The organism is Pseudomonas viridiflava, from assembly GCF_900184295.1.
Taxonomy (GTDB): domain Bacteria; phylum Pseudomonadota; class Gammaproteobacteria; order Pseudomonadales; family Pseudomonadaceae; genus Aquipseudomonas; species Aquipseudomonas viridiflava.
In genome coordinates this window covers 3,735,406-3,761,328 of the sequence record NZ_LT855380.1, presented here as the reverse complement: position 1 = coordinate 3,761,328, position 25,923 = coordinate 3,735,406, and the positions used below count along the sequence as shown (strand labels likewise).

Annotated in this window: 20 protein-coding genes; 9 read left to right on the top strand and 11 right to left on the bottom strand. The window is 59.3% G+C overall.

Annotated elements, in window-relative coordinates; translation table 11 throughout:
* Position 1: 1 nt before the first annotated feature.
* The 6 genes from CFBP1590_RS16880 to CFBP1590_RS27640 form a co-directional block, all read right to left on the bottom strand.
* The gene (locus CFBP1590_RS16880) at positions 2–1,180 is read right to left on the bottom strand and encodes a glycosyltransferase (RefSeq protein ID WP_088235548.1); all 1,179 of its coding nucleotides are present in this window, start codon (positions 1,178–1,180) and stop codon (positions 2–4) included.
* Positions 1,180–3,171 carry a GumC family protein gene (locus tag CFBP1590_RS16875; protein ID WP_088235547.1) on the bottom strand — a complete coding sequence of 664 codons (1,992 nt, stop codon included), beginning with the start codon at positions 3,169–3,171 and terminating at the stop codon, positions 1,180–1,182. Before CFBP1590_RS16875 ends, CFBP1590_RS16880 begins: the two co-directional genes overlap by 1 nt.
* Positions 3,172–3,188: 17 nt before the next feature.
* On the bottom strand, positions 3,189–3,965 hold the full coding sequence (locus CFBP1590_RS16870) for a polysaccharide biosynthesis/export family protein (protein WP_029243739.1): 777 nt from the start codon (positions 3,963–3,965) through the stop codon (positions 3,189–3,191).
* Between the two features lie 153 nt (positions 3,966–4,118).
* A complete protein-coding gene (locus CFBP1590_RS16865; protein ID WP_029243738.1) occupies positions 4,119–5,576 on the bottom strand; it encodes a mannose-1-phosphate guanylyltransferase/mannose-6-phosphate isomerase in 1,458 nt (485 codons plus the stop codon).
* Positions 5,576–7,012, bottom strand: coding sequence for an undecaprenyl-phosphate glucose phosphotransferase (locus CFBP1590_RS16860; protein ID WP_029243737.1), 1,437 nt, complete (start codon positions 7,010–7,012; stop codon positions 5,576–5,578). The genes CFBP1590_RS16865 and CFBP1590_RS16860 overlap by 1 nt, the downstream gene beginning before the upstream one ends.
* Positions 7,013–7,274: 262 nt before the next feature.
* Entirely contained in the window at positions 7,275–7,496 is a 222-nt protein-coding gene (locus tag CFBP1590_RS27640; protein ID WP_145958178.1) for a hypothetical protein, read from the bottom strand.
* Positions 7,497–7,531: 35 nt separating this feature from the next.
* Between CFBP1590_RS27640 and yegS the strand changes: the two genes are divergently transcribed.
* Positions 7,532–8,464, top strand: a complete 933-nt coding sequence (gene yegS, locus CFBP1590_RS16855) for a lipid kinase YegS (protein WP_029243736.1) — start codon at positions 7,532–7,534, stop codon at positions 8,462–8,464.
* On the opposite strand, the gene CFBP1590_RS16850 is transcribed toward yegS, so the two are convergent.
* From CFBP1590_RS16850 to CFBP1590_RS16840, 3 genes are all read right to left on the bottom strand, one after another.
* Positions 8,448–9,110 carry a response regulator gene (locus CFBP1590_RS16850; RefSeq protein WP_029243735.1) on the bottom strand — a complete coding sequence of 221 codons (663 nt, stop codon included), beginning with the start codon at positions 9,108–9,110 and terminating at the stop codon, positions 8,448–8,450. The genes yegS and CFBP1590_RS16850 overlap by 17 nt on opposite strands.
* Positions 9,107–9,997, bottom strand: a complete 891-nt coding sequence (locus tag CFBP1590_RS16845) for a sensor histidine kinase (RefSeq protein ID WP_058431158.1) — start codon at positions 9,995–9,997, stop codon at positions 9,107–9,109. Before CFBP1590_RS16845 ends, CFBP1590_RS16850 begins: the two co-directional genes overlap by 4 nt.
* A gap of 399 nt (positions 9,998–10,396) precedes the next feature.
* Positions 10,397–10,828, bottom strand: a complete 432-nt coding sequence (locus tag CFBP1590_RS16840; protein WP_088235546.1) for a hypothetical protein — start codon at positions 10,826–10,828, stop codon at positions 10,397–10,399.
* 579 nt (positions 10,829–11,407) lie between these two features.
* Here CFBP1590_RS16840 and CFBP1590_RS16830 point away from each other — a divergent pair.
* Together CFBP1590_RS16830 and CFBP1590_RS16825 are read left to right on the top strand one after the other, a co-directional pair.
* Entirely contained in the window at positions 11,408–12,337 is a 930-nt protein-coding gene (locus CFBP1590_RS16830; protein ID WP_004882618.1) for a chemotaxis protein CheV, read from the top strand.
* Between the two features lie 93 nt (positions 12,338–12,430).
* On the top strand, positions 12,431–13,240 hold the full coding sequence (locus tag CFBP1590_RS16825; RefSeq protein WP_088235544.1) for an MOSC domain-containing protein: 810 nt from the start codon (positions 12,431–12,433) through the stop codon (positions 13,238–13,240).
* Positions 13,241–13,767: 527 nt separating this feature from the next.
* On the opposite strand, the gene CFBP1590_RS16820 is transcribed toward CFBP1590_RS16825, so the two are convergent.
* On the bottom strand, positions 13,768–15,696 hold the full coding sequence (locus CFBP1590_RS16820) for a transglycosylase SLT domain-containing protein (RefSeq protein WP_029241464.1): 1,929 nt from the start codon (positions 15,694–15,696) through the stop codon (positions 13,768–13,770).
* A gap of 203 nt (positions 15,697–15,899) precedes the next feature.
* Here CFBP1590_RS16820 and CFBP1590_RS16815 point away from each other — a divergent pair, with 203 nt between their 5' ends.
* The gene (locus CFBP1590_RS16815) at positions 15,900–17,810 is read left to right on the top strand and encodes an ATP-binding cassette domain-containing protein (RefSeq protein ID WP_025993432.1); all 1,911 of its coding nucleotides are present in this window, start codon (positions 15,900–15,902) and stop codon (positions 17,808–17,810) included.
* Between the two features lie 62 nt (positions 17,811–17,872).
* On the opposite strand, the gene CFBP1590_RS16810 is transcribed toward CFBP1590_RS16815, so the two are convergent.
* Positions 17,873–18,313 carry a universal stress protein gene (locus CFBP1590_RS16810; protein ID WP_004883809.1) on the bottom strand — a complete coding sequence of 147 codons (441 nt, stop codon included), beginning with the start codon at positions 18,311–18,313 and terminating at the stop codon, positions 17,873–17,875.
* A 125-nt stretch (positions 18,314–18,438) separates the two neighbouring features.
* On the opposite strand from CFBP1590_RS16810, the gene CFBP1590_RS16805 reads away from it, so the two are divergent.
* The 5 genes from CFBP1590_RS16805 (at position 18,439) to topA (ending at position 25,897) form a co-directional block, all read left to right on the top strand.
* On the top strand, positions 18,439–18,876 hold the full coding sequence (locus CFBP1590_RS16805) for a hypothetical protein (protein WP_029241463.1): 438 nt from the start codon (positions 18,439–18,441) through the stop codon (positions 18,874–18,876).
* A gap of 590 nt (positions 18,877–19,466) precedes the next feature.
* The gene (gene fadB / locus CFBP1590_RS16790) at positions 19,467–21,614 is read left to right on the top strand and encodes a fatty acid oxidation complex subunit alpha FadB (protein ID WP_004883807.1); all 2,148 of its coding nucleotides are present in this window, start codon (positions 19,467–19,469) and stop codon (positions 21,612–21,614) included.
* Between the two features lie 22 nt (positions 21,615–21,636).
* On the top strand, positions 21,637–22,812 hold the full coding sequence (gene fadA / locus CFBP1590_RS16785) for an acetyl-CoA C-acyltransferase FadA (protein WP_004883806.1): 1,176 nt from the start codon (positions 21,637–21,639) through the stop codon (positions 22,810–22,812).
* Positions 22,813–22,934: 122 nt separating this feature from the next.
* Complete coding sequence (locus tag CFBP1590_RS16780; protein ID WP_004883805.1) at positions 22,935–23,171, top strand: DUF1653 domain-containing protein; 237 nt, start codon at positions 22,935–22,937, stop codon at positions 23,169–23,171.
* Between the two features lie 113 nt (positions 23,172–23,284).
* Positions 23,285–25,897 carry a type I DNA topoisomerase gene (gene topA, locus CFBP1590_RS16775; protein WP_029241462.1) on the top strand — a complete coding sequence of 871 codons (2,613 nt, stop codon included), beginning with the start codon at positions 23,285–23,287 and terminating at the stop codon, positions 25,895–25,897.
* Positions 25,898–25,923: the final 26 nt, after the last annotated feature.

The window sequence follows — 25,923 nt, the reverse complement described above, 5'->3', positions numbered from 1 at the left end:
CTCAATGCACCTCGCAGGCTTGCCGGAATACGCTCTGGAATCGCTCGGCGGTGTGGCTCCAGACTCTGGCCCGACCCATCAGTGAAGCTTTTTCGGCCCATTGGGCGATGCGCTCCGGGTGAGTGCAGACGTTCACCAGCGCATCGGCCAGCCCCTGAACATCGCCCTGCGGATAGATCATGCCGTTACCGTGCGACACCTCTTCGGCGAACGAGCGCGCGTCGGAGGTGATCACGCCTCGACCGCAGGCCACGGCCCACGACAGCGCGCCGCTGGTCCCACGCAACTTGCCCAGCACCTTGAGTTTGCTCGATTCGCGGTAGGGCAGGACCATCACATGATGTGCCTGGATGACCTGCGGAATCTGCTCGGCAGGCAGGTCCAGTTGCCAGTCGATCAGGTCCACCAGACCCAGTTGACGGATGCGCAGCCGCAACTGCTCCAGATAGCTGCCGGACGGACCGAACGCCATCTCCGGCTCGCTGCCGCCCGCCAGGGTCAGGCGCACGGTCGAGCGCAGGGCGGGTTTTTCGGTAAAAACGCTGGCCAGTGCATCGAGCAGGTCTTCAATGCCCTTGCCGCGATAGATGAAGCCGAAGTACAGCAAACGCAACGGTTTCATCGGCGGTAACGGCGCCGGAGCGATGTCCATGTTGCCGTGGCTGATGACTTCCATCTGTGCAGGCTTGAGGCCCATGCGTTGGCGCAGGCTTTGGCTGCCTGCCTGGGTCAGTGTCACCAGACGGGTCATGTGCCGGGCCAGTTGGCGTTCTTCATGCAGGCACAACGGATCGGCCAGCACGGTGGCCATTTCCGGCAGTGGAGAGCGCATCCCACTGGCAATCGACAACGGCCAGGGCAGCTTTTCCCGGCGCCAGACCAGACGCTCCGGGTCATGCACGGTGGCGGTCAGCGGCAGCTTCGGGAAGCGCCGTTGCAACGCGCGCAACGCCTGGAACTCGGCCAGTCGACCGCCACCCAGTTCGGCATGCACCACGTCGATGGCGCTCCAGTCGGTTTCGGCCACACGCTGGGTGGCAGCGCGTGGATCGTTGCCGACCCCCTGCAACGGTGTCACCACCTGCAGGCCCAGTGCTTCGAGGGCCTGCCTGAGATGGCCCGCATAGTCGGCGATGCCGTTCTGCTCGGGCGGCAGCGGGGCGAGCAAGGCAATACGCATCAGCCACGGCTCCCGATACGCTTGAGAAATTTCAACACGTTCTCGGGTACTTCAAAGCGCCGACGGTTGATGATGACGCCGTCGACTTTCTTGAACGCGGTATTGAGGTTGTGCAAGGTGTCTTCGAGCATCGGCACCGTGGTGTCCTTGGCCCGCACCACCAGCAGAATCAGGTCGGCGTTGCGCAGCAACACGAAGGCTTCCTGGTTGGTGGATACCCCGGATGCGTTGATCAACACGATCTCGCCCGGCCGTGCAGGCGCACGATTTTCGGTGCGCACCTGATGCCCTTGCTCGATCAGCAGCGCAGCCAGACGCTCGATCACAAACGATACGCCGGCGCCCGCTTTCACAGAGGTGAAGCCCAGTGTCAGACCTTTCTCGTCCACCTGATCCAGCGGCAGGATGCCGTACACCCGATGCAGGTTGGAGATAAACGCAGCGCTACGTTCCTGAGCGTGTTCCAGATCGGGGAGGGTGGTCCAGACCGGCACTTTGAACGTGCTCTCGATCTTGTCGCCGTCATGGATGCGTTGATCCAGCAGGTAGAAGAAGTACAGGGCCAGCGCGCCGACCACCAGACTGAGCGGGAAGGCGAGCAGCACCATCAGCAGGCTTTTCGGGAAAACACGGCTGGGGTTGTAGGTGGCTTCTTCGATGGTCGCGATGTTGCTGATCTGGCTGTTGTCCAGCTCACGGTCGATGCGCGCCTTTTCCAGGCTGTCGGTGTATAGCGCGTAGCTTTTCTCGGCGGCATCCAGCTCGTTCTGCAGGCGCGACAGCTCAGGCTCCAGATTCAGCGCCTGTTGACGGTCGGCTTCCAGTTGGGCGATCTGGGTATTCTGCTGCGTCAATTGGGTCTGCAGACGCGCGAAGCTGGTCTGCTGGTCGGCATACACGTTCTGCATGCGGTTGTAGATCGGGTTGGGCGTGATGCTTTCCGAACGCTGGACCGTGGCGTCCTGCTCGTTGAGCAGTTTCTTGAGGTTGTTGATTTCCTCGTTCACTGCGCGGATCGGCGGCGCCTGTTCCTTGAACGAACGCAACAGTTCCTGACGCTCGACTTCCTTGCCGTTGATGCGGTTCTGCAGGTCCTGGCGGTTGGGGTTGAGGGTCAGCTCCCGTCCGGCGGACACCGTCTTGGGTTGTGCGGCTAGCTGTTTCTTCAGCAGGTCCAGCCCGGCCTTGGTTGAGGCAATGGCGCGGGTCGTATTGTTACGCTCGGTGCGTAGATCGTTCAGGCCTTGTGAAGTGTCGGCCAGGCGCTGGGAAATGCTCACAGCACTCAACTGATTCAGGTAGTTCTGAATCTGCTTCTTGTACGAAATGATGTTGTCACCGGTGTTCTTGACCTCCGATTCGTAGAACGTATACAAGCTGACGCGACCCAGGGTCTTGGTGCGTTGCAGTTGATACTCTTCGATCCAGGTTTTGAGTACGGTTTGCGCGGTGGTCGGGTCGTTCCAGGTAAAGGTCAGCTCCATGACCGACGAGCCGGGCTCGTGACGGACTTTGAAGTTCTTTTCCAAGTCTTCGGCCATGCGTTCGGCCTGAGTGCGTTGTTCGACCAGCCCGATTAATTGCAGCACGCTGCGACCAGCGCCTACCACGGCGCCGACGACGCTTTTCAGACCGTTCTTGATCGACGCCAGAACACCGGTTTCGGGTTCGGCACGGGACAGTTCAGCCAGGTATTTTTCCGATACTTTGCGCATGATCGGGCGCCCCGTCAGCATGCGCTCCTCGTCCAGCAAAGGGTCGCGCAACGCGCTGGGCACCACGATGGCCTGACGGTTGGACAGCTCGATGGGCACCGTGCTGCTGTCCCGGCCGGGCTTGACCAGCAGCAATGCGGTGGATTCGTAACGGTTGGGCAGCAGCAAGGCCCCCAGCAGCACAACGACGAAGGTCGCGACTACGGTGATCTTGACCTCACGCCTGAAAATGAACAGCAGGCGCAGCAGGTCGCGAAATGAGCGGATATTGATCATGTCTGTTTCCCTGACAATTAATTGTTGTTGCGCAGCTCGTAGTTCAGACCCAGCCCGATCGACTTCGCGAAGGGGATCAACTGGTTGAAGTACAGGGTTACGCCGTCAACCTTGTTGCCGACCGTGGATTTGGGAACGAACACGATGTCGCCGCGCTTGAGCAGAACCGGCGCCGTGGGGCCGCCTGCGCTTGCCCAGAGAAACTTGCTGTAGTCAAAGAAATAGGTCTTGTAGAGGCCGTCGTCCTCCTGGCGCAACAGGGCCACCTGAGACGCATCGGCATCGAGCGCGACACCGCCTGCACCGACAATCGCCTGGGCCAGGCTGGTGGCCACATTGACCGGCAGGGTCACCGAGTTGCGCACCGCGCCGCCCACGAACACCGTATTGCCCGGTGACTGGGAGATGTTGATGGTCAGGGCCGTTTCGCGATAGACGTTCTGCAGCTTGCTTTCCAGCAGGTCGTTGAGTTGCTGGAGCGTCAGACCGGCTGCCTTGACGGTGCCGATATACGGATAGGAAAAGGTCCCGTCGTTGAGCACCTGAAACAGCGTCAGCTCATAGATCGAGTTGGCGGTGAACGCCGAGATGGACGGCGACTCTCCGGTATTACGCACAATGCGCAAGGTGTCACCGGGGCGGATGCGCTCCGGTGGCAACGGCTTGCCCGCCAGCGCCCTGCCGGCTGCCTGGCCTGCTTCGATCTGCGCCGGATCGTCGGGCAGACCGACCCTTGAGGGTGTGTTACAAGCGCCAAGCAGCAATAGGCTGACGATCAGCATCATGCGTTTCATTTATCCTGAACTCCTTTCATGCACGAATACGGCTCCCTTTCGGGTAATAAAATCATGTGTAGGGCTACAGCCAGGTTCGTTTCGGGTGGGTCCAGTCCTCAATGTCGAGTAAAGCGGGGCCGCCATCAGCGGCCTTGCCCGTGGGAAGCGTGATCAGATTTTCACGGTCTGCTCGGGTACGCGCCCGTAGACGTCGGTAAAGCGCACGATGTCGTCTTCGCCCAGGTACTCACCGCTCTGCACTTCGATCATCACCAGATCGATAACGCCGGGGTTGACCAGTCGATGGGTAAAACCGGGCTTGATAAAGGTCGACTCGTTGGTGTCGAGCATGAACTCGCGTTCGCCATTGGTGACCCTTGCCATGCCGCTCACCACAATCCAGTGCTCGCTGCGATGGTGGTGCATCTGCAGCGAAAGCGACGCCTGCGGACGGACCACGATGCGCTTGATCTTGAAGCGCTTGCCTTCTTCCAGAACGGTGTAGGTGCCCCAGGGGCGAGTGACCGTGCGGTGCAGGCGATAGGCGTCATGGCCCTGACGCTTGAGCTCCTGAGCGATGACCTTCACGTCCTGAGTGCGTGTGCCATCGGCAATCAGCAGCGCGTCCGGGGTGTCGATGATGATCAGGTTGTCCAGACCGATACCGCCGACCAGCCGCTTGGGCGAATCGATGTAGCAATTGGTCACGTCGTGCAGCACGGTCTGGCCGTTGCACTGGTTGCCGTGGGCGTCGGCACCGCTCAGTTCGCGAACGGCTTCCCATGAGCCAATGTCGCTCCAGCCAAGTTCACAGGGCACGACCGCCACCTTGTCGGAGCGCTCCATCAGCGCGTAATCGATGGAAATATCCGGCACCAGGCCGAACGATTCGCTGTCGAGTTCGACCTGCAATTCCCGGTTTCCTTCCTTGCTTACGCTTAGCTCCAGGCAGGCCCTGACGGCGCTCAGCACATCCGGCGCGTGGGTTTCCAGCTCGCGCAAAACCGCATCGGCGCGCAGGCAGAACATTCCCGCGTTCCACAGGTGCAGGCCGCCGTCCAGATAACCCTGGGCGCTCGCCGCATCGGGTTTCTCGACGAAACGTGCAACCTGGTACGCGTCGGCATTGAGCGACTGGCCTTTCTCGATGTAACCAAAACCGGTTTCCGGCTTGGTCGGCAGAATGCCGAACGTCACCAGCCAGCCTTGCGAGGCAAGCTCTTGCGCAGCCGATACGGCGCGGGAAAAGGCTTCGATATCGGTGATCAGATGGTCGGCAGGCAGCACCAGCAGCTGTGCGTCGCCTCCGTATAAACGGGTGACATGTACTGCGGCAGCAGCAATGGCAGCGGCAGTGTTGCGCCCGAAAGGCTCGAGGATGAAATCCAGCCTGACCTTGCTTTTGTTCAACTGTCGGTAGTCATCGACCGTACGGAAATACACTTCCCGGTTGGTCACCGTCAGCAGGCGCTCGACATGGGGCAGGGCGGCCGCGCGCTTGAAGGTTTTCTGCAGCAGGCTTTCGCCGTCGGGAAGGCGCATGAACGGCTTGGGCATGGCTTCACGGGAGACAGGCCACAAACGGGTGCCGGAGCCGCCGGCGATGATGCAGGGAATGAGGGTGCTCATCAATAAGCCTCACGAGTGAAGAGCACTGCCGGAACAGTGCGCATAAGGATGTAGAGGTCGAACCAGACGGACCAGTTTTCTATGTACTCAAGATCGAACTCGACGCGTTTTTCGATTTTTTCCACGGTGTCTGTTTCCCCACGATAGCCGTTGATCTGAGCCAGTCCGGTGATGCCGGGTTTGACTCGATGTCGCGACGTGTACTCCTTCACCGCTTGCTCGAAAAGAATGCCTGCCGCTTTCGTTGCCGTCGCATGGGGGCGTGGGCCCACCATCGACATGCTGCCTGCCACCACATTGAACAGCTGTGGCAGCTCATCCAGGCTGGTCTTGCGGATGAAACGCCCGACCCGGGTGATCCTGGCATCGCCCCGGGTGGTCTGTTGCTCCGCCGTTGCATCGGCCTGGTGCTGATGCATCGAGCGAAATTTGAATACCTCAATGAGGCGGTTGTTGTAGCCGTAGCGCTTTTGCCTGAAGAACACCGGACCCGGTGAGTCGAGCTTGATCGCCAGTGCGACCAGCAGCATGAACGGTGACAGTGCGAGCAGCGCCAGCGAGGACAGCACAATGTCCTCGGCGCGTTTGATGAACGGAGACCAGCCGTTGAGCGGTACGTCCGAGGCATTGAACATCGGCAGCTTGGCCACTTCCGTGATGCGGTTATGGCTATGACGAAACGCGACCATGTCCGGCACCAGCAGCACGTTGACCGGAAACCGGCGCAGCTCGTGAATGATGTGGTCCATGCGGTTTTCGGCGGTCCAGGGCAGGGCAACCAGTACCTGGGTGACTTTCTCTTCGCGGATCAACCGCTCCAGATCACTGGTGTTGCCCAGCAGCGGCAGGTTGGCGACGGTCTTGGGCATGCGGCCGATGCGGTCATCGATGAAGCCCATCACCCCCGAGCGGATGTCCTGATGCTGGAGCAGGTACTCGGCCAGACGCATACCGTTTTCGGTGGCTCCCAGAATCACGGCGTTCTGCAGAAACACGCCTTTGCGCATCTGGTGCTTGAACAGCGCCAGCATCAGCAAACGGATAACGCAATACAGGAAGAGGCTGGCCACATACCAGAACACCAGATGGTCGTTGGAGAGGTTGCCGAACAGACCGAGGGTGCGTTGCATGAACAGCAGCAGGCCGAACGACGCCGACCAGGCGATCACGATCGAGCGCAGGCGCAGGGCGTTGCTGAACAGCGCCTCCGAATACACGCCCATGGCCTGAAAGATCAGCACCACGACAATGCCGAAGAAGACCTGCATCGCCAGGTAGTTCTGAGGTTTTTCCATCACGCCGTCCGGCATGAACGCACCCAGCAGCAGGCCGGGGAGCATGCAGGCGAGCGCATGCGCGATGCGGATACCGAACAGAAAATACTCCACCAGACTGGTGCGAGTGAGCGACAGGCTGTCTACCGGTTGCAACCTCATAATGCGTCCTTACTTCCTGTAACCCTACGGCACCCGTGCCGAATCTTCGTGTGAGCTGTGTCGTTCAAGCGCAGAGTCAAAAAAACACCTTCTTTACGGAGTTTGCTGAAGCGTAGCCAATAAGTTGTCGAACTGACGGTTTTTGAGCCTGCAATTTGTAGCTACCACTTTGTGTATATCGGCCAGTGCCCGTATTAACGTGAGAAATTTCAGCCGTTTGTGAGTGAAAACACTCAAACGGAGGGTTTCGCTGTAGTAAAGCTCATGAAACTGAAAAGGGGGAGGACCAATGTTGTGATGAACGGTGCAGGCGAGTGGCTATTAGAAAGGCAAGCTGACTTACCTCCGGATCTACGGGCGTAAACCCTCTGTCAAGAGGATCAAAAAAATATTCATCTGGACGGGCTTTTTTCAATTCGGCGGGGTCACAACCCTGCGCTGTGCCAAATGCAGTCAGGCGCTGGCAAACAAAAGCGTCGCTCATACGTGGTACTCGTACCGTTCACCAGAGGGGGTTTCATGACACAACGCAGGGCTATGCTCATTCTTCACGGCAAGCAGTCGCTCAATGAAGATGTAAGAAATGGCGTCGCCGAAAAGCGCAGGCAAGGCTGGGACCTTGATGTGCGTTTGACCTGGGAGGGAGGCGATGCCCAGCGTCTGGTCAGCGAAGCGCTGGCCGCCGGGCACCGCCATATCGTGGCAGGCGGCGGCGACGGCACATTGCGCGACATCGCCGAAGCCCTGGCGCAGGCACCGGAAACCGATACCAGCCTTACCATTCTGCCGCTGGGCACCGCCAATGACTTTGCCCGGGCCGCTGGCGTGCCGCTGGAAGTCGACCAGGCACTGGAGCTTATGGACGTTACACCGCGTCCCGTCGATCTGGGCGAAGTGGGTGGCAAACTGTTCCTGAACATGGCCACCGGAGGCTTCGGCAGCCAGGTGACCGCCAATACCTCGGAAGACCTCAAGAAGGTGTTGGGGGGCGCCGCTTACCTGTTTACCGGGCTTACCCGGTTCAGCGAGCTGCATGCCGCTCACGGTGAGCTGATCGGGCCGGATTTTCACTGGCGTGGCGATCTTCTGGCGCTGGGCATTGGCAACGGTCGGCAGGCGGGCGGCGGGCATGTGCTGTGTCCGACGGCGATGGCGGATGACGGCCTGCTGGATATCAGCATCCTGCCTGCACCTCAGGAAGTGGTCGGCACACTGAGGAGCCTGCTGGAAGGCGGACTTGGATTCGACAACATGTTCGTTCGCGCGCGTCTGCCGTGGGTCGAACTCAGGTCTGCCCAGGGACTGGAAATCAATCTGGACGGCGAGCCGCTGTCTGGCGAAGACCTGCGGTTCGAGGCACGGCCTGCGGCGCTCAGGGTGCACCTGCCGGACGACTCGCCGGTGCTCTCGACGGTATCGGGCAGTGCGCCGCAGCTCAATCGTCCAGGCTGATGATCCGCTCCCGGACGCAGAACAGCACAAGACCGGCCACATCGAAGATCTGCAGCCGCTTCATGATCTGTGAACGGTGGGTCTCCACGGTCTTGATGCTCAGATTCAGGCCGCTGGCGATCTCGCGAGTGGACTTGCCTCTCACGATCAGGCGCAGGATTTCCAGCTGACGAGCCGTGAGGTTGTATTTTTCCTGCGGCAACTCGGACTTGTCGGTGCGCTGACTCTGCAAGGCCCGGTTGATCACGGTATGGGCGATGGCCGGACTCAGGTAGCGCTTGCCGTTGCGCAAGGCTTTCAACGCCTGTTCCAGCTCGGTCGCCGTGGCGTCCTTCAGCAGATAGCCATGAGCGCCGGCTTCCAGCGCGCGCATGATGATGTCGGGCTCGGTGTGCATCGACAGAATCAGAACCTTGCAGTCCGGCTGTACCTTGACCAGATGCTCCAGTGCGTCCAGCCCGTTCATGTCCTTCATGCCGATGTCCAGCAGGATGATGTCCGGCTTGAGGCGGTGCGCGAGCCCCGACAACTGACTGCCGTCGCACGCTTCCCCGACGATGGCATAGCCGGGAATGTCCGAGACCAGAGCGCGTACGCCAGCCCTGATCAGCGAATGGTCGTCCACCAGTAACAGATTGCAGGTCATTGTGTTTTCTTGTGTAAACGGGCGCGCTCGCCCGAACGGGGCGCCCAGGGAAACATGACTTCGATTCGAGTGCCCAGCCCCGGGCCGCTGTGCAGCGACCAGGACCCATCCAGCAACATGACACGTTCACGCATGCCCGCCAGGCCATTGCCTTCAGGACGCGGGCCGGCGGCAGGCTCGAAGCCCGTGCCATCGTCGGCGATCAGTATCGACAGTCCGGCAGGTTGACGTTCGAAACGTATCACCAGATTTTTCGCCTGCGCATGGCGCAGCATGTTGGTCACCGCTTCCTGGCAGATACGGTAGGCAGCGACGGCCATCTCTTCGGGAATTCCGTTTAAGTGCTGTTTGCACTCCAGGCTCCAGTGGGTCTGGCTGTTGGCAAGAGCGCTCACCAGATGGGCGCGCAGTCCGCCTTCAAGCCCAAGGCTCGATAACTGGCGAGGATTGAGAATCGCGGAAAGGTCGCGGACTTTGCCCAGCGTTTCTGCAAGGGTTGCCTCAAGCTGCCCGGCATGAGTGTTCAATTCGGCAGGCAGTCGACGTTGCAACCAGGCCAGCTGCAACTGAGCGCCGGTCAGCATTTGGCCGATGTCATCATGAAGTTCGCGACTCAGGCGTTGCCGCTCGGTTTCCTGAACATCCAGCATTCGCTGCGCCAGTTCCTGCGGTTGCAACTGAATCAAGCGGCTGGTGCGCCAAAGATAGAAACAGATACTGGCAAAGGTGATCAGGTTGAGCGTCAGCAGGCTTGCCGGAAAATCCGAAGAGCGGATAAACAGCACCGCATTGCCCAGCGCTGCACTGGCACAGAGCGCCGCTGTGACCCACTTGACCCGGTTGGTCGTATCAAAAACCGACCTGAAAGACTGGACGACGGCATCCATATCGATTCGCGCCATTAATAGACATAGCCAATAATCGGACGGCGTGATGTCAAAGTAATATTAATCGCAGGTTCAGCTGACTGTTTGAGTATATTCAAGGAAATTGAACTCGACACTTTTGATTCCGTTTCAGCCAGACCCGCAGTCATCTCCGCTGTCACTTCCGGGAACAGCACGTCATGGGTGTCGGACAATCTTACCTTACATGCGCGTCAACCAAGCTTTTAACTGCGCAGTGTGCCGACGGAATGGATGGCATGCTGGTCAGTGAAAGCGGGGAGTATTCGCGCGCATATCTCAACGCTGACCGGGGAGGGTGTGAACGCATGATCAAAGTGCCGTGCCTTCTGCAAAGGGGATTATCTTTTCATTGAAAGAAGGTCGGCGTTTTCGTCCTGCTTATTCGCGTGCCGCATCCACGGCTTTATCTGAACAGGCCGAGAGGGCGGCCAGTCTGCCCAGCAGTTCCTGCTGTTCCTCATTGTCCATGACCAGCTCTCCGGTATTGGGGTCGAGGAGTTCCAACTGCCATGAAATAAGGGACAGGCAACGTTTGACCGTCGCCAGTGTTTCCTGTGACAGTCCGTTGGCCGCATCGGCGTCATCAAGCAGGCAACGCAATCGCCGGGTAAAGTCCGCCACACATTGAACGGATGCGTCATCAGCCTTGTTGGTCAGCGCCAACAGTGAGGCCAGCAGGCAATTGATTGCATCTTCATCGCCGCCGATCAGCTCAAGGTGTGACAGGCACTCTTCCGATTTATACAAAAGCGCCTGGGACTCGGCCAGAAACTGTTCATGTTTCTGCTGCCATTCGTTACTGCTCAGCATCCTGTATCTCCACACATCATGGACAGCGAACTCTCGCCCGCCGCGAATGGCTGACAGTTAATGTCGATTTCATTTGAAAGTCTGTAGGGCGTTTCGGAATGTATCTCAGCGATGGCGTATTGATGTGCGCCAGGGACGATCCATGTGGATCCAATCCCGCTGTCAGGACGCAAAAAACGCGCTGCTTCGTCTGCAATGGTAACCCGTACCAGCGAAACGTCGATCCCGACGGGGCTGGTCGATTGCAAGGACTGGAACGCGAACACAAGCCTGACTCCATTCGTGCAATGAGAATGGCGTCACAATAGTGGCAATGAGATAGCGATCATATCAGGCATTCCCCGATAGACATTCAGGGTAATACCTAGGGGCGAGCGCATCGACCCTGTTTATAAGGTGGAAAGCGTCAGGCGCGAGTTTGTTGTCGCACGGACACTTTCTGGAATGGCACATCAGTAAAGCATGATGTTAATGTGACATCAATGTCTGAAATTGGCTTTTCATCGCCATTAAGGTCTGGCTCGTTTCAGCCGATACACGTTAAGCAGACTCATCGTGACCAACGCTTCAGGAGCTAAAATGGCTGGCATTCTCGACACAGTAGATCAACGCACACAGCTGGTGGGCGAGAATCGCCTGGAAATTCTCATGTTCCGCCTGGCCGGTCGGCAGTTATTCGCGATCAACGTGTTCAAGGTTCAGGAAGTATTGCAGCTCCCCAAGCTCACCCTGATGCCGCAACGACACTCCTTCGTCTGCGGAGTCGTGAACCTGCGTGGCCAGACACTGCCGGTGATCGACCTGTCCCAGGCGATCGGCATGCGGCCTCTGGTGCCGGGTCCGGGCAGCACCATTATCGTGACCGAATACAACCGCTCGGTTCAGGCGTTTCTGGTGGGCGGTGTGGATCGCATCGTCAACATGAACTGGGATGCGATCATGCCGCCGCCTGCCAGTGCTGGCCGTCAGCATTACCTGACCGCGATCAGCAAGGTCGATGATCAATTGGTAGAAATTATCGATGTCGAGAAAGTGCTCGCCGAGATCGTCCCTTACAACGCCAAGGTCTCTCGCGAGAAGCTCGAAGATCCGGTGCTCGAGGGCGCGCGCGGTCGCGAAGTGCTGCTGGTGGATGACTCCAAGGTTGCCTTGGCGCAGTTGCGTGACACCCTGTCGCAGTTGGGCCTGAAGCTTCACGTTGCCAGTGACGGTCTCAAGGCGCTGAACATGCTCAAGGGCTGGGCTGACGCCGGTGAGGACGTGCACAAGAAGCTGCTGATGGTGTTTACCGACGCCGAAATGCCGGAAATGGATGGTTACCGTCTGACCACCGAGATTCGCAACGATCCGCGTCTGCGTGCGTTGTATATCGTGCTGCACACCTCGCTGTCCGGCAGCTTCAACGAATCGATGGTCAAGAAAGTCGGCTGCGACAACTTCCTCTCCAAGTTCCAGCCCGACAAGCTGGTGGAAGTGGTGCGTGAGCGCCTGATGATGCTGACTCACTGATTCACCGCCTTACCCGGACTGCCTGTAAGGTTCCTGTTCGTATAAGCTTTGCCGTTCACGTCAAAGCTTTTCGAGCCACCCAAGGAACCGTTCATGCTACGTCTGCGCGCGCTCTATCGTTTTCCTCTCAAATCCTGCAAGGCGGAAATCCTGCAACGGGCGTCGTTCGACGGCCTGGGTCTGGCAGGTGACCGACGCTGGATGCTGGTTGACGAGGGCACGGGGCGTTTTCTGACTCAGCGAGCGGTGTCGCACATGTCACAGCTGTCGGTGCTGTGGAATGCCGGTGGAGGGGTGACACTCAATGCGCCTGGCTTTGCACCGCTTGATGTCGTCGTTCCGATTGATGAGCAGGAAAACCTGCGCGGCGTGACCGTCTGGCGCGACTCGCTGCAGGTGCCTGACGCGGGCCAAGAGGCGGCCGACTGGGTCAGTCGCTTCATCGGCAAGCCGACGCGCATGGTTTACATGCCCGTCGAGCGTGCCCGCTGGCTCCCCGGCGGCTACGGATCGGTCGACAATCGTGTCAACTTCGCCGACGGCTTTCCGCTTCTGTTGATCGGTCAGGGCTCGCTCGACGATCTCTCTGCCAGGCTGGGCAGGGAGGTGGAAATGCTGCGCTTCAGGCCCAATCTGGTGATTGAAGGCGCCGAAGCCTTTGCCGAAGACAACTGGAAACGTATCCGCATCGGCGACATGCAATTCGAACTGCTCAAGCCCTGCGCCCGTTGCATCCTCACCACGATCGACCCGGCGACCGGCGATCGCAGTCTGGACCGCGAACCCTTCGCGACCCTGAAGACCTATCGCGAAGTCGAAGGCGACGTCATGTTCGGGCAGAACATGGTCAACGTCGGGCCGGGCGAGCTTGAGGTGGGTATGGAGGTAGAGGTGCTGGAGTGAAAGGGTGACTTGAGCCCTGCGTCCGGCTCACTGAATCCGCAATCTGTGCCATCTGTGACGCGGAGCGTCACGGGATGCCTGCCCACGCGGGTTATACACAAGTCGTTTGGCCACCCAGTGAGGCAGAGGCACTGATGCGCTTTTGTAGCGCGATAGTAAGAACACCGCAGATCGCGACGTGGGTGAAGGCTGAGTTCTGGCGCTGATTCGGGGGGCAATCGGCATGGATGCCGATTGAGCTGCACTGGGCCATGGATGGCCCATTTGCAGCGACCCCCGAATCAGTGTCAGGACGAAGGAACCCCGGCGAAGCCGGGGCCGGAACCGGAGCAAAAGGCTTTGCTTACTTTGGCCTCTCAAAGTAAGTCGCCGAGGGGCGAAAAGGTGACTTGAGCCATGCGCTCGGCTAACTGAGTCCACAGTCTGTGCCATTTGTGACGCGGAGCGTCACGGGACGCATGCCCACGCGAAGCGATGAGCACGATCAGTGTCCAGGCCGGCATCTGTACTGCGATGTCTGCCCCACCTCACAAATCATCAAAGAACCGTTCATGCCAGTCCACCAGCGGCTGCGGCGAATTGAGTTTCTGGCCGTAGATCACCGAGTACGACAGCACGTTCTGCACGTACTGACGGGTCTCATCGAACGGGATGCTTTCCACCCAGACATCGAAGGCCAGGTGATTGGCGCCCTTGAGCCACTGGCGCACGCGTCCGGGACCGGCGTTGTAGGCCGCAGAGGCGAGCACACGGTTGCCGTTGAACTGGCTGTGCACCGAACTCAGGTAGGCAGCGCCGAGCTGGATGTTGGTGTCCGGATCGAGCACCTGCTGGGGTGAGGCCAGCGGGATGCTGTACTTGCGAGCGGTTTCCTTGGCAGTAGCGGGCATCAACTGCATCAGACCGCTGGCACCGACGCCTGAACGCGCGTCATCCATGAAGGCGCTTTCCTGACGGGTAATTGCAAACACCCAGCTGGAATGCAGGCCGCGGATCTTGGCTTCGCGAACCAGCGTGTCGCGGTGCGCCATCGGGAAGCGGATGTCCAGATCGTCCCAGTACTGCGCCTGGCTGATGGTGCGAATCGCCGGAAAATACCACTTCAGGTCGTAGGCCAGCTTGGCCTGGGCAACCATTTCATCGCGACTGAAATGGCGACTGACGTGGTACCACTCGCGACGACCATCGACGATTTCGCCACGGTCATGAAACTCCAGCGCGCGACGGACGCCCGGCGTGTTGCGGACCTTGTTAATCAGCGCCTGGCTGAGCACCAGCGGTTTATTGTTGAGCTGGTAAGGGCTCTGGGTGCGATCGGCGGCCAGGAAGCCGTAGAAGTCACGTTCCTTGGCCACGTCCTTGTACAGCGCGGGAATCAGCGGGCTGTTGGGCTGGGCCAGTTCGAGCGCACGGGCTTCCCAGTAACGCCAGCGGTTGGTGCTGGCCAGATCCTTGGGCAGACGGCGTGCGAGTTCATAGGCGTCTTCCCAGCGGCCCAGACGCAGCAGCAGGCGCATACGCCATTCGGTCACTGTATTATCGCGCAGGTCCGGGTCATATTTGGTCATGACCTCAAGGGCACGATCATCGTAGCGGCGCGCAAGGGTCAGACCGATTTCCTTGGCGATTTCCACCTGCTCTTCACGTGAGAAGTGCATGGTGATGGCGTAGCTGTCCAGCATCGCCAGGGCTTTCTGCGGGTCCTGACGTGCCAGTCGACGCAGACCCAGGCCCACGACGTCAGACATGGCTTCATCCACCGGCACGAACTGCCCGGGGTTGTTGATCATCTCAGGCTTCTGGGCGACCGCAACCAGCAGTTTACCCTGCGGAGCGAGCGAGTTGAGGCTGTTGACCAGCGTGTTGGCCAGCGTGTAGTTGCGCGCCTGCGCCGCCAGCTTGGCGCGCTGCCAGCGTTTCTGCTCGGTCAACTGACCTGCCGCAGCCCATTGTGCGAAGAACGCGTCACAGGCAGCCGGCAGGGTCTTGCCGGTCATCCACAACTTCTCGGCACTGGCATAGCCTTCGGCGCGCTTGTTGTTGTTCAACTGGTACTGGCCATAAAGGCAGTCCAGCTCGACGAAATTCATCTTCGGGTCGTAATACTTGACGAACGGCTGCCAGTCGCCTCGCTCGGCCAGCCAGCGCAGCCAGCGCAACTTCATCCAGTTGGCCTGTGGCAGATCACCGTGCTCGGCGAGAAATTTCTCGATCTCGGCGTTGCTGGCAGTCTTCAAACGTGCAGTCAGCTCGTCGTATTCCAGATACGGTTCGAGCGGATAGTCGGCGAGGACGGTGCTGTACATCTGGTAGGGACCCAGGTCGCCCTTGGCCAGAGCCCGCTTGGCCTCGTCGTAATATTTGCGTTGTTGGGTAAGGTCTGCCGCGTGAGCAGTCTGGACGGCAGTGGCGGAGAGGAGCAGGCACGATAGAAAGCTGAACAAACGACTGCGCATGAGACTTCCGAGCAGATGAGTCGTGAAAAGTGTCGCTAGCTTAGCCTTTTGCCAGCTCATCGTGAAAGCACTGCCGACGAGCTTGACTCATGAAGAAATAATTCGCGGGTATAAGGAACGCATATGTCGACCGCTCGCATGACGAATCCCGACATCCACCGGCTATCTCAGGTAGAATGCGCGCCCGGTTTTTGGAGAAGCTCATGACCCTGCTCAAATTCAGCGATGTGTCCCTTGCTTTCGGCGCCATGCCGTTATTGGACAAGGTGTCCTGGCAGATCGCCCGTGGTGAGCGGGTGTGCATCATTGGCCGTAACGGCACTGGCAAATCCAGCATGTTAAAGCTGGTCAAGGGGGTTCAGAAGCCCGACGAAGGCGCTGTCTGGCGTGCACCCGGTCTCAAGATCGGCGAGTTGCCCCAGGAATTGCCGGTAGCCGACGGACGGACAGTGTTCGACGTGGTAGCCGAAGGTCTGGACGGCGTTGGCGCCTTGCTCGCCGAATACCATCATCTGGCCCAGAACTGCGTGACCGAGGAAGACCTCAACAAGCTCATGCATGTGCAGCAGGACCTTGAGGCCCGTGATGGCTGGCGTCTGCAGCAACTGGTCGAAAGCACCCTCAGCCGTCTGCAGTTGCCCGCCGACAAGACGCTCGCCGAGCTGTCCGGCGGCTGGCGCCGTCGTGTCCTGCTGGCTCAGGCGCTGGTGTCCGAACCCGATCTGCTGCTGCTCGACGAGCCGACCAACCACCTGGACATCGGCGCAATCGCCTGGCTTGAAGAAGCCCTCAAGGATTTCCAGGGCGCCGTACTGTTCATCACGCACGACCGGGCATTCCTGCAGAATCTGGCGACCCGTATCCTGGAACTGGATCGCGGCGGCCTGATCGACTGGAACGGCGATTACGCCAGCTTCCTCGTCCACAAGGAAGCGGCGCTGGCGGCCGAAGAAACCGCCAACGCGCTGTTTGACAAGCGTCTGGCCCAGGAAGAAGTCTGGATTCGTCAGGGCATCAAGGCCCGTCGTACCCGTAACGAAGGCCGTGTACGCGCGCTGAAAGAGTTGCGTGTCGAACGCAGTGAGCGTCGCGAGCGCACCGGCAAGGCCAATATTCAGCTCGACACCGCCGAGAAATCCGGCAAGCAGGTCATGGTGCTGGACAACGTCAGCTTCGCCCACCCGGGTGGCCCAATGCTGATCAAGGACTTTTCCATGGTCCTGCAGCGCGAAGACCGTATCGGCCTGCTGGGTGCCAACGGTACCGGCAAGACCACGCTGCTCAAGCTGATGCTCGACAACCTGCAGCCGACCGGCGGCAAGGTTGAGGTTGGTACACGTCTGGACGTTGCCTACTTCGACCAGTTGCGCCACCAGCTCGATCTGGAAAAGACCGTGATCGACAACGTCGCCGAGGGTCGTGATTTCATCGATATCGATGGCCAGAGCCGTCATGTACTGAGCTATCTGGGCGACTTCCTGTTCAGCCCTCAGCGCGCCCGTACGCCGGTGAAAGCGCTGTCGGGCGGCGAGCGTGCCCGTCTGTTGCTGGCCAAGCTGTTCAGCAAGCCGGCCAACCTGCTGGTCCTCGACGAACCGACCAACGATCTGGACGTGGAAACCCTGGAACTGCTCGAAGAAGTGCTGTTGACCTTCAAGGGCACGGTACTGATGGTCAGCCACGACCGGGCATTCCTCGACAACGTCGTGACCAGTACGCTGGTATTCGAAGGTGAAGGGAAGGTTCGCGAATACGTGGGTGGTTATCAGGACTGGCTGCGTCAGGGTGGCTCTCCGCGCCTGCTGGGCGTGGCGGACACCAAGTCGGGCAAGGCCGAGCTGGCCAGTGCCGTTGTCCAGGCTGCCCCGGTAGCCGCTCAGGAAATGCCGGTCGCCAAGAAGAAACTCAGCTACAAGCACCAGCGTGAGCTGGAAGCCTTGCCGGGTCAGATCGACGAAGTTGAGGGCAGGATGGCTGCGTTGACAGCTGAGATGGCTGCGCCGGGCTTCTACCAGCAGCCAGCCGAGCAGACCACTGCGGCATTGGCGCAGATGGAAAGCCTGCAAGGTGAGCTGGATGCCTTGCTGGAGCGCTGGGCCGAGCTGGACGAGTGATTCTCTGACGTTAAAAGCAGAAAGCCCGGATCATGTCCGGGCTTTTCGCTTTCATGCCGAGGTTATTCGGACTTCTTGAGACGTACCGCCAGCACATCGCACGGTGCGCCGTGCAGCACGTCGTTGGCGGTGGAACCGAGCAGTAGCGCAAGGCCGTGGCGGCCATGGCTGCCGATGACGATCAGGTCGCAGTCCTGCTTGCTGGCGAGTTGGTGAATTTCCTGGCGCGGCTGTCCATACACCAGATGGCTTTCGCCGGCTCTCAGGTCAGGATGAGTGATCTTCAGCTTTTCCAGTTTTTCCTTGGCCTGATCGAACTGCTGTTGTTGCAGCTGAGACAGGTCCATCGGAACGTCGCCCCCGAAGGCCATCGCCATCGGTTCGACGATGTGCACCGTGGACAGCTTCGCATTGCTCTCTTTTGCCAGCTCCAGTGCACGCTTGAGCACCGCACTGCATTCGTCGGTGAGGTCAATGGCAACCAGAATATGTTGATACGACATGAGGGTGTCCTCCGAGAGGGTTGCGATAGGGTGAGTATGGCTCTTTCGTTCGCATCTGGGCAGACCCCGTGCAAGCCACTGTTTTCAAATTGTTGTTTAGCCTGAATCGGGCGGGGGCAAGAAATATGACGGTCTGGATAGTCCTGTCAATCATTTGTGTGATGTTGAGCCCACTTGTGTGGTTGCGTCCGTCGCGTCATCAGAGCGGCAGGATGGCCTTGCGCATGGAAGCGCGGCGTATCGGCATGGCCATGCAGCTTGCGCCCCAGGAGTGGCCTCACTGGCTCCCCAGGCAGCCGCCCAGCCCGTGCGCGCAATACCATCGGCCACGCAGAAGCTCGAAGCCCGATGTCTGGACCTTTTGGCAGACGGAGCCGGGAATCTGGGTCAACCGCTGGCGCGAGCCCTGCGATGACGTCGCATTGCTGACGCACTTCAGCACGCTGCCGGATGATGTCTTCAAGGTCGAGGCGGATTCGCAAATGATTGCGGTGTACTGGGCCGAGCGGGGAGAGGCAGATGTGTTGCAGCGTATTAATGCCGTACTCAAGGCGCTGGCCTGAATACTCACCGAATCGCAGGCAATAAAAAGCCCGATAACAACATCGGGCCGGGGTTGGCCAGGCAGGCCGATAATTCCTGGTATGCCGGCACCCAGTATCTGAATGCCGGTTATCACCGCTGCGCACCCGTGATCGCAATCATCGCGGGCCTCTTGTGGCGCAGTGCGCTGACTCTAGACCTTCTGCTCTCTTTTGTCGCGTTTTTCTCGACTCCTCTCTCGAATGAGCCTCAACGGTGCAGAATCTGCGGGCTTTGAGCTGATCTTCGCATTATCACTTTGTTGAATGGTGGCAAATCAAACATCGGTTTGCTGGTCAGGAATCGCTTGTGCCTTTTCCAATCCGCCGTTTTTATGGGTGTTTTGGCGAATTGACAATTATCCGGTTTTGCCTGATGGTGTGCGTACCCAAATCAAACGGGCGTATGAAATGAGCGTTTGGTCGTCAGACGGCTCTGACAGAATCCTGGCTACCTCGTCGCAGCGGATGTACGTGTGATTTGGCGTGTTCATCGACGGCGACGTCGTAGTCCCGCTGAACGTTAAGGTTCGGCGGGTATTGTTCAGCTTCCATATTGTGGAGATCAGTTGATGATTTACGAAGGTAAAGCCATCACGGTTAAGGCTCTTGAAAGTGGCATCGTCGAATTGAATTTCGACCTCAAGGGTGAGTCCGTCAACAAGTTCAACCGTCTCACCCTCAACGAACTGCGTCAGGCAGTGGATGCTGTCAAGGCTGACGCGTCGGTCAAAGGTGTGATCGTCACCAGCGGCAAAGACGCATTCATCGTCGGCGCTGACATCACCGAGTTTGTCGACAACTTCAAGTTGCCCGAAGCCGAACTGGTCGCCGGCAACCTGGAAGCCAACCGGATCTTCAGTGATTTCGAAGACCTTGGCGTGCCGACAGTCGTCGCCATCAACGGCATCGCGCTAGGCGGCGGTCTGGAAATGTGCCTGGCGGCCGATTACCGCGTCATGTCGAGCACTGCGAAGATCGGCCTGCCGGAAGTCAAGCTGGGTCTGTACCCGGGTTTCGGCGGCACGGTTCGTCTGCCGCGCATCATCGGTGCCGACAATGCCATCGAATGGATTGCGTCCGGCAAGGAAAACGCTGCCGAAGACGCTCTCAAGGTCGGCGCTGTGGATGCCGTCGTTGCACCTGAAAAATTACAGGCTGCGGCGCTGGACCTGATCAAGCGCGCCATTTCCGGCGAGTTCGATTTCAAGGCCAAGCGTCAGCCCAAGCTGGACAAGCTCAAGCTCAACGCCATCGAGCAGATGATGGCATTCGAAACCGCCAAGGGTTTTGTCGCAGGTCAGGCCGGCCCCAACTATCCGGCACCGGTCGAAGCGATCAAGACCATCCAGAAAGCCGCGAACTTCGGTCGTGACAAGGCGCTGGAGATCGAAGCTGCGGGTTTCGTGAAAATGGCCAAGACCTCTGCTGCGCAGAGTCTGATCGGCCTGTTCCTGAACGATCAGGAACTGAAAAAGAAAGCCAAGGGTTACGACGAAATCGCAAAAGACGTGAAGCAGGCGGCTGTACTCGGCGCTGGCATCATGGGTGGCGGCATCGCGTACCAGTCGGCGGTCAAGGGCACGCCGATCCTGATGAAGGACATTCGTGAAGAGGCGATTCAACTGGGTCTGAACGAAGCGTCGAAACTGCTGGGTAACCGCGTCGACAAGGGCCGTCTGACGGCTGCGAAGATGGCCGAAGCGCTCAATGCGATTCGTCCTACGCTGTCCTACGGTGACTTCGGCAACGTCGATCTGGTTGTTGAAGCCGTGGTCGAGAACCCCAAGGTCAAACAGGCCGTTCTGGCTGAAGTCGAAGCGCAGGTGGGTGAAAACACCATTCTGGCGTCGAACACCTCGACCATCTCGATCAGCCTGCTGGCGAAGGCGCTCAAGCGCCCGGAAAACTTCGTGGGCATGCACTTCTTCAATCCGGTGCACATGATGCCGCTGGTTGAAGTGATCCGTGGTGAGAAGTCCAGCGAAGAAGCGGTGGCCACCACCGTCGCTTACGCCAAGAAGATGGGCAAGAACCCGATCGTGGTCAACGACTGCCCGGGCTTCTTGGTCAACCGTGTGCTGTTCCCGTATTTCGGCGGTTTCGCCAAACTCGTCAGCGCTGGCGTCGACTTCGTGCGCATCGACAAGGTTATGGAAAAATTCGGCTGGCCGATGGGCCCGGCGTACCTGATGGACGTAGTCGGCATCGACACCGGCCACCACGGTCGTGACGTCATGGCCGAAGGCTTCCCGGACCGCATGAAGGACGACCGTCGTTCTGCCGTCGACGTGCTGTACGAAGCCAATCGCCTGGGTCAGAAGAACGGCAAGGGCTTCTACGCCTACGAGATGGACAAGAAAGGCAAGCCGAAGAAGGTCAACGACCCGGCTGTGCTGGACGTGCTCAAGCCGATCGTTTTCGAGCAGCGTGAAGTCACCGATGAAGACATCATCAACTGGATGATGATCCCGCTGTGCATGGAAACCGTGCGCTGCCTGGAAGACGGTATCGTTGAAACCGCCGCCGAAGCCGACATGGGACTGATCTACGGTATTGGTTTCCCTCCATTCCGTGGCGGTGCGCTGCGTTACATCGACTCGATCGGCGTTGCCGAATTCGTTGCCCTCGCTGACCAATATGCCGAGCTGGGTGCCTTGTATCAACCGACCGCGAAGCTGCGTGAGATGGCCCGCAACGGCCAGAGCTTCTTCGGTTAAGCGCCTTCTGAGGAATGAACGTATGAGCTTGAATCCAAGAGACGTCGTGATTGTCGACTTCGGTCGCACCCCGATGGGCCGCTCCAAGGGCGGCATGCACCGTAATACCCGTGCGGAAGACATGTCTGCGCACCTGATCAGCAAGCTGCTGGAGCGCAACGACAAGATCGACCCGGCGGAAGTCGAGGACGTGATCTGGGGCTGCGTCAACCAGACCCTGGAGCAGGGCTGGAACATTGCGCGCATGGCGTCGCTGCTGACCCAGATCCCGCACACCTCTGCCGCCCAGACCGTGAGCCGTCTGTGCGGTTCGTCCATGAGCGCGCTGCACACCGCTGCGCAGGCGATCATGACCGGCAACGGCGATGTATTCGTCATCGGCGGCGTGGAGCACATGGGCCACGTCAGCATGATGCACGGCGTCGATCCCAACCCGCACATGTCGCTGTATGCCGCCAAGGCGTCGGGCATGATGGGTCTGACTGCAGAAATGCTCGGCAAGATGCACGGCATTACCCGCGAGCAACAGGATGCCTTTGGCCTGCGCTCCCACCAGCTCGCCCACAAGGCGACGCTGGAGGGCAAGTTCAAGGACGAGATCATCCCGATGCAGGGTTATGACGAGAACGGCTTCCTCAAGGTCTTCGACTACGATGAAACCATTCGTCCGGACACCACCCTGGAAAGTCTGGCGGCGCTCAAGCCGGCATTCAATCCGAAAGGTGGCACCGTGACGGCGGGTACGTCTTCGCAGATCACCGATGGTGCGTCATGCATGATCGTGATGTCGGCGCAGCGTGCCAAGGACCTCGGCATCCAGCCAATGGCGGTGATCCGCTCGATGGCCGTTGCCGGTGTGGACCCTGCAATCATGGGCTATGGCCCGGTACCTGCGACCCAGAAAGCACTCAAGCGTGCAGGCCTGGGCATCGCCGATATCGACTTCTTCGAACTCAACGAAGCGTTCGCTGCGCAGGCTCTGCCCGTGCTGAAAGATTTGAAAGTGCTCGACAAGATGAACGAGAAGGTTAACCTGCATGGCGGCGCCATCGCTCTGGGCCATCCATTTGGATGTTCCGGTGCGCGCATCTCCGGCACCTTGCTCAATGTCATGAAGCAGAATGGCGGCAACCTCGGGGTTTCCACCATGTGCATCGGACTGGGACAGGGTATCGCGACCGTTTTCGAACGCGTCTGATCTGCCTGACGTGATGCAAGCCGGGGCTTGATGCTCCGGCTTTTGTATTTTTGAAAAAGCGGTTTTGACCCCAATGTTAAGGCTGTGTTTCTGTTTTGAACCCGTTTCACGAGGGCTGCACCATGCAACTGCAACCAGGGCTCTACCGCCACTATAAAGGTCCGGAATACCGGGTGTTCAGTGTGGCGAAGCATTCTGAAACCGAAGAAGACGTCGTGTTCTATCAGGCGCTCTACGGTGATTTCGGCATGTGGGTTCGTCCGTTGGATATGTTCCTGGAGTCCGTCGAGGTTGACGGCGAGCAAGTCCCGCGCTTTGCTTTGGTCCAGGCCGAACCGAGCCTGTTTTCGGGTTCGTGACGCGCAAATTCACAACAGGCTGTGCTTGACCTCACCTTGTAGCCACTATATACAGCGTGGCCTTTACAAGCTCGTCATTGTCTTTCATCTAGTATTCAGGAAATTTCTGATCCATGGGCAAATCGCTGGTCATCGTGGAATCCCCGGCTAAGGCCAAGACCATCAACAAGTATTTGGGCAACCAGTACGTGGTGAAGTCGAGTATCGGCCATATCCGAGACCTGCCCACCAGCGGTTCGGCCAGTGCTGCCAAAGAGCCTGCCGCCAAGCGTGGCAAGGCCGCCGCAGGCGAGGGCCCGGTACTGACGCCGAAAGAAAAGGCGCAGCGCCAACTGGTCTCACGCATGGGCGTCGATCCGGAGCATGGCTGGAAAGCCAAGTACGAAATCCTTCCCGGCAAGGAGAAGGTGATCGAAGAGCTGCGCAAGCTCGCCAAGGATGCCGACACCATCTATCTCGCGACGGACTTGGACCGCGAGGGGGAAGCCATTGCCTGGCACCTGCGCGAAGCCATTGGCGGCGACGATAGCCGCTACAAGCGTGTGGTGTTCAACGAGATCACCAAGAAAGCCATTCAGGAAGCCTTCTCCAAACCGGGCGAGCTGGACATTGCGCGGGTCAACGCCCAGCAGGCGCGTCGCTTCCTGGACCGCGTGGTCGGTTACATGGTTTCGCCGCTGCTGTGGCAGAAAGTCGCCCGCGGCCTTTCCGCAGGCCGTGTTCAGTCGGTGGCCGTGAAGCTGGTGGTGGAGCGCGAGCGCGAAATCCGTGCGTTCAATCCCGAAGAATACTGGGAGATACACGCCGACCTGGGCACTGCCAAGGGCGCCAACGTGCGTTTCGAGGTCGCCCGTGAAAACGGCGAAGCCTTCAAGCCGTTGAACGAAGCGCAGGCCATGGCCGCGCTGGAAAAGCTCAAGGCTTCCAGCTACAGCATCGTCAAGCGTGAAGACAAACCGACCAGCAGCAAGCCTTCCGCGCCGTTCATCACGTCGACCCTGCAGCAGGCAGCGAGCAATCGTCTGGGCTACGGCGTGAAGAAGACCATGATGATGGCCCAGCGCTTGTACGAAGCGGGCTACATCACTTACATGCGTACCGACTCGACCAACCTGTCGGCCGACGCGGTGAGCATGGCGCGTGACTACATCGAAACCGAGTTCGGCAAGAAGTACCTGCCGGAATCGCCGAACGTCTACAGCAGCAAGGAAGGCGCACAGGAGGCTCACGAAGCGATTCGTCCTTCCGACGTCAACATGCACCCGTCCAAGCTGTCGGGCATGGAGCGCGACGCCGAGCGCCTGTATGAACTGATATGGCGCCAGTTCGTGGCTTGCCAGATGCCGCCTGCGCAATACCTGTCGACCACCGTCAGTGTTGCCGCCAGCGATTTCGAGCTGCGTGCCAAGGGTCGCATTCTCAAGTTCGACGGCTATACCCGCGTCTTGCCGCAAATGGCCAAGCCTGGCGACGACGACGTCTTGCCGGACATGGCGCAGGGCGAAACCCTGAAGCTGAACAAGCTCGATCCGACCCAGCACTTCACCAAGCCGCCAGCGCGTTACTCCGAAGCGAGCCTGGTGAAGGAAATGGAAAAGCGCGGTATCGGCCGTCCATCGACGTACGCAGCGATCATTTCGACCATTCAGGACCGCGGCTACGTGGCGCTTCACAATCGCCGCTTCTATTCGGAAAAGATGGGTGACATCGTCACCGGTCGCCTGTCCGAGAGCTTTGCCAACCTGATGGACTACGGCTTCACCGCCGGCATGGAAGAAAACCTCGACGACGTGGCCCAGGGGCAACGCGACTGGAAGAACGTGCTGGACGAGTTCTACGGCGATTTCCGCAAGAAGCTGGAAGTGGCCGAAGCGCCGGACAGCGGCATGCGCGCCAACCAGCCTGTCATGACCGACATTCCGTGCAAGGTCTGTGGTCGTCCGATGCAGATTCGTACCGCCTCCACCGGCGTATTCCTCGGTTGCTCGGGCTACAGCCTGCCACCCAAGGAGCGCTGCAAGGCTACCGTCAACCTGACGCCTGGCGACGAGATCGCCGAGGACGACGAGGGTGAGTCCGAATCCAGGGTTCTGCGCGGCAAGCATCGCTGCCCGATCTGCAGCACGGCCATGGATGCCTATCTGCTGGACGAGAATCACAAGCTGCACATCTGTGGTAACAACCCGGATTGCACCGGCTACGAGATCGAGAAGGGCACCTACCGGATCAAGGGCTACGAAGGCCCGAGCCTGGAATGCGACAAATGTGGCAGCGAGATGCAGCTCAAGACCGGCCGTTTCGGCAAGTTCTTCGGCTGCACCAACCCTGAGTGCAAGAACACCCGCAAGCTGCTCAAGAGTGGCGACGCGGCACCGCCGAAGATGGATCCGGTCAAGATGCCGGAACTCAAGTGCGACAAGGTTGATGACACGTACATCCTGCGTGATGGCGCTTCCGGGTTGTTCCTGGCGGCCAGTCAGTTCCCGAAAAACCGTGAGACCCGCGCACCGCTGGTGATCGAGATCGCGCCGCACAAGGACGAGATCGATCCGAAGTACCACTTCCTCTGCGAAGCGCCGAAGAAGGATCCGGACGGCCGTCCGTCGGTGATCCGTTACAGCCGCAAGACCAAGGAGCAGTACGTGCAGACCGAGGTTGAAGGCAAGCCTACCGGCTGGCGTGCGTTCTACGATGGCAGCGCCTGGAAGGTCGAAGACAAGCGTTGATCCTTGACGTCCGGCACTCACGTGCC

What these genes read in the sequence shown, in the direction of transcription:
- fadA (WP_004883806.1), top strand. Translation starts at nt 21,637, where the DNA reads ATGAGCTTGAATCCAAGAGACGTCGTGATTGTCGACTTCGGTCGCACC.
- CFBP1590_RS16875 (WP_088235547.1), bottom strand. Translation starts at nt 3,171, where the DNA reads ATGATCAATATCCGCTCATTTCGCGACCTGCTGCGCCTGCTGTTCATT.
- CFBP1590_RS16810 (WP_004883809.1), bottom strand. Translation starts at nt 18,313, where the DNA reads ATGTCGTATCAACATATTCTGGTTGCCATTGACCTCACCGACGAATGC.
- CFBP1590_RS16840 (WP_088235546.1), bottom strand. Translation starts at nt 10,828, where the DNA reads ATGCTGAGCAGTAACGAATGGCAGCAGAAACATGAACAGTTTCTGGCC.
- CFBP1590_RS16815 (WP_025993432.1), top strand. Translation starts at nt 15,900, where the DNA reads ATGACCCTGCTCAAATTCAGCGATGTGTCCCTTGCTTTCGGCGCCATG.
- CFBP1590_RS16850 (WP_029243735.1), bottom strand. Translation starts at nt 9,110, where the DNA reads ATGACCTGCAATCTGTTACTGGTGGACGACCATTCGCTGATCAGGGCT.
- CFBP1590_RS16865 (WP_029243738.1), bottom strand. Translation starts at nt 5,576, where the DNA reads ATGAGCACCCTCATTCCCTGCATCATCGCCGGCGGCTCCGGCACCCGT.
- CFBP1590_RS16825 (WP_088235544.1), top strand. Translation starts at nt 12,431, where the DNA reads ATGCTACGTCTGCGCGCGCTCTATCGTTTTCCTCTCAAATCCTGCAAG.
- CFBP1590_RS16820 (WP_029241464.1), bottom strand. Translation starts at nt 15,696, where the DNA reads ATGCGCAGTCGTTTGTTCAGCTTTCTATCGTGCCTGCTCCTCTCCGCC.
- CFBP1590_RS16870 (WP_029243739.1), bottom strand. Translation starts at nt 3,965, where the DNA reads ATGAAACGCATGATGCTGATCGTCAGCCTATTGCTGCTTGGCGCTTGT.
- CFBP1590_RS27640 (WP_145958178.1), bottom strand. Translation starts at nt 7,496, where the DNA reads ATGAGCGACGCTTTTGTTTGCCAGCGCCTGACTGCATTTGGCACAGCG.
- topA (WP_029241462.1), top strand. Translation starts at nt 23,285, where the DNA reads ATGGGCAAATCGCTGGTCATCGTGGAATCCCCGGCTAAGGCCAAGACC.
- CFBP1590_RS16780 (WP_004883805.1), top strand. Translation starts at nt 22,935, where the DNA reads ATGCAACTGCAACCAGGGCTCTACCGCCACTATAAAGGTCCGGAATAC.
- yegS (WP_029243736.1), top strand. Translation starts at nt 7,532, where the DNA reads ATGACACAACGCAGGGCTATGCTCATTCTTCACGGCAAGCAGTCGCTC.
- CFBP1590_RS16845 (WP_058431158.1), bottom strand. Translation starts at nt 9,997, where the DNA reads ATGGATGCCGTCGTCCAGTCTTTCAGGTCGGTTTTTGATACGACCAAC.
- CFBP1590_RS16860 (WP_029243737.1), bottom strand. Translation starts at nt 7,012, where the DNA reads ATGAGGTTGCAACCGGTAGACAGCCTGTCGCTCACTCGCACCAGTCTG.
- CFBP1590_RS16880 (WP_088235548.1), bottom strand. Translation starts at nt 1,180, where the DNA reads ATGCGTATTGCCTTGCTCGCCCCGCTGCCGCCCGAGCAGAACGGCATC.
- CFBP1590_RS16805 (WP_029241463.1), top strand. Translation starts at nt 18,439, where the DNA reads ATGACGGTCTGGATAGTCCTGTCAATCATTTGTGTGATGTTGAGCCCA.
- CFBP1590_RS16830 (WP_004882618.1), top strand. Translation starts at nt 11,408, where the DNA reads ATGGCTGGCATTCTCGACACAGTAGATCAACGCACACAGCTGGTGGGC.
- fadB (WP_004883807.1), top strand. Translation starts at nt 19,467, where the DNA reads ATGATTTACGAAGGTAAAGCCATCACGGTTAAGGCTCTTGAAAGTGGC.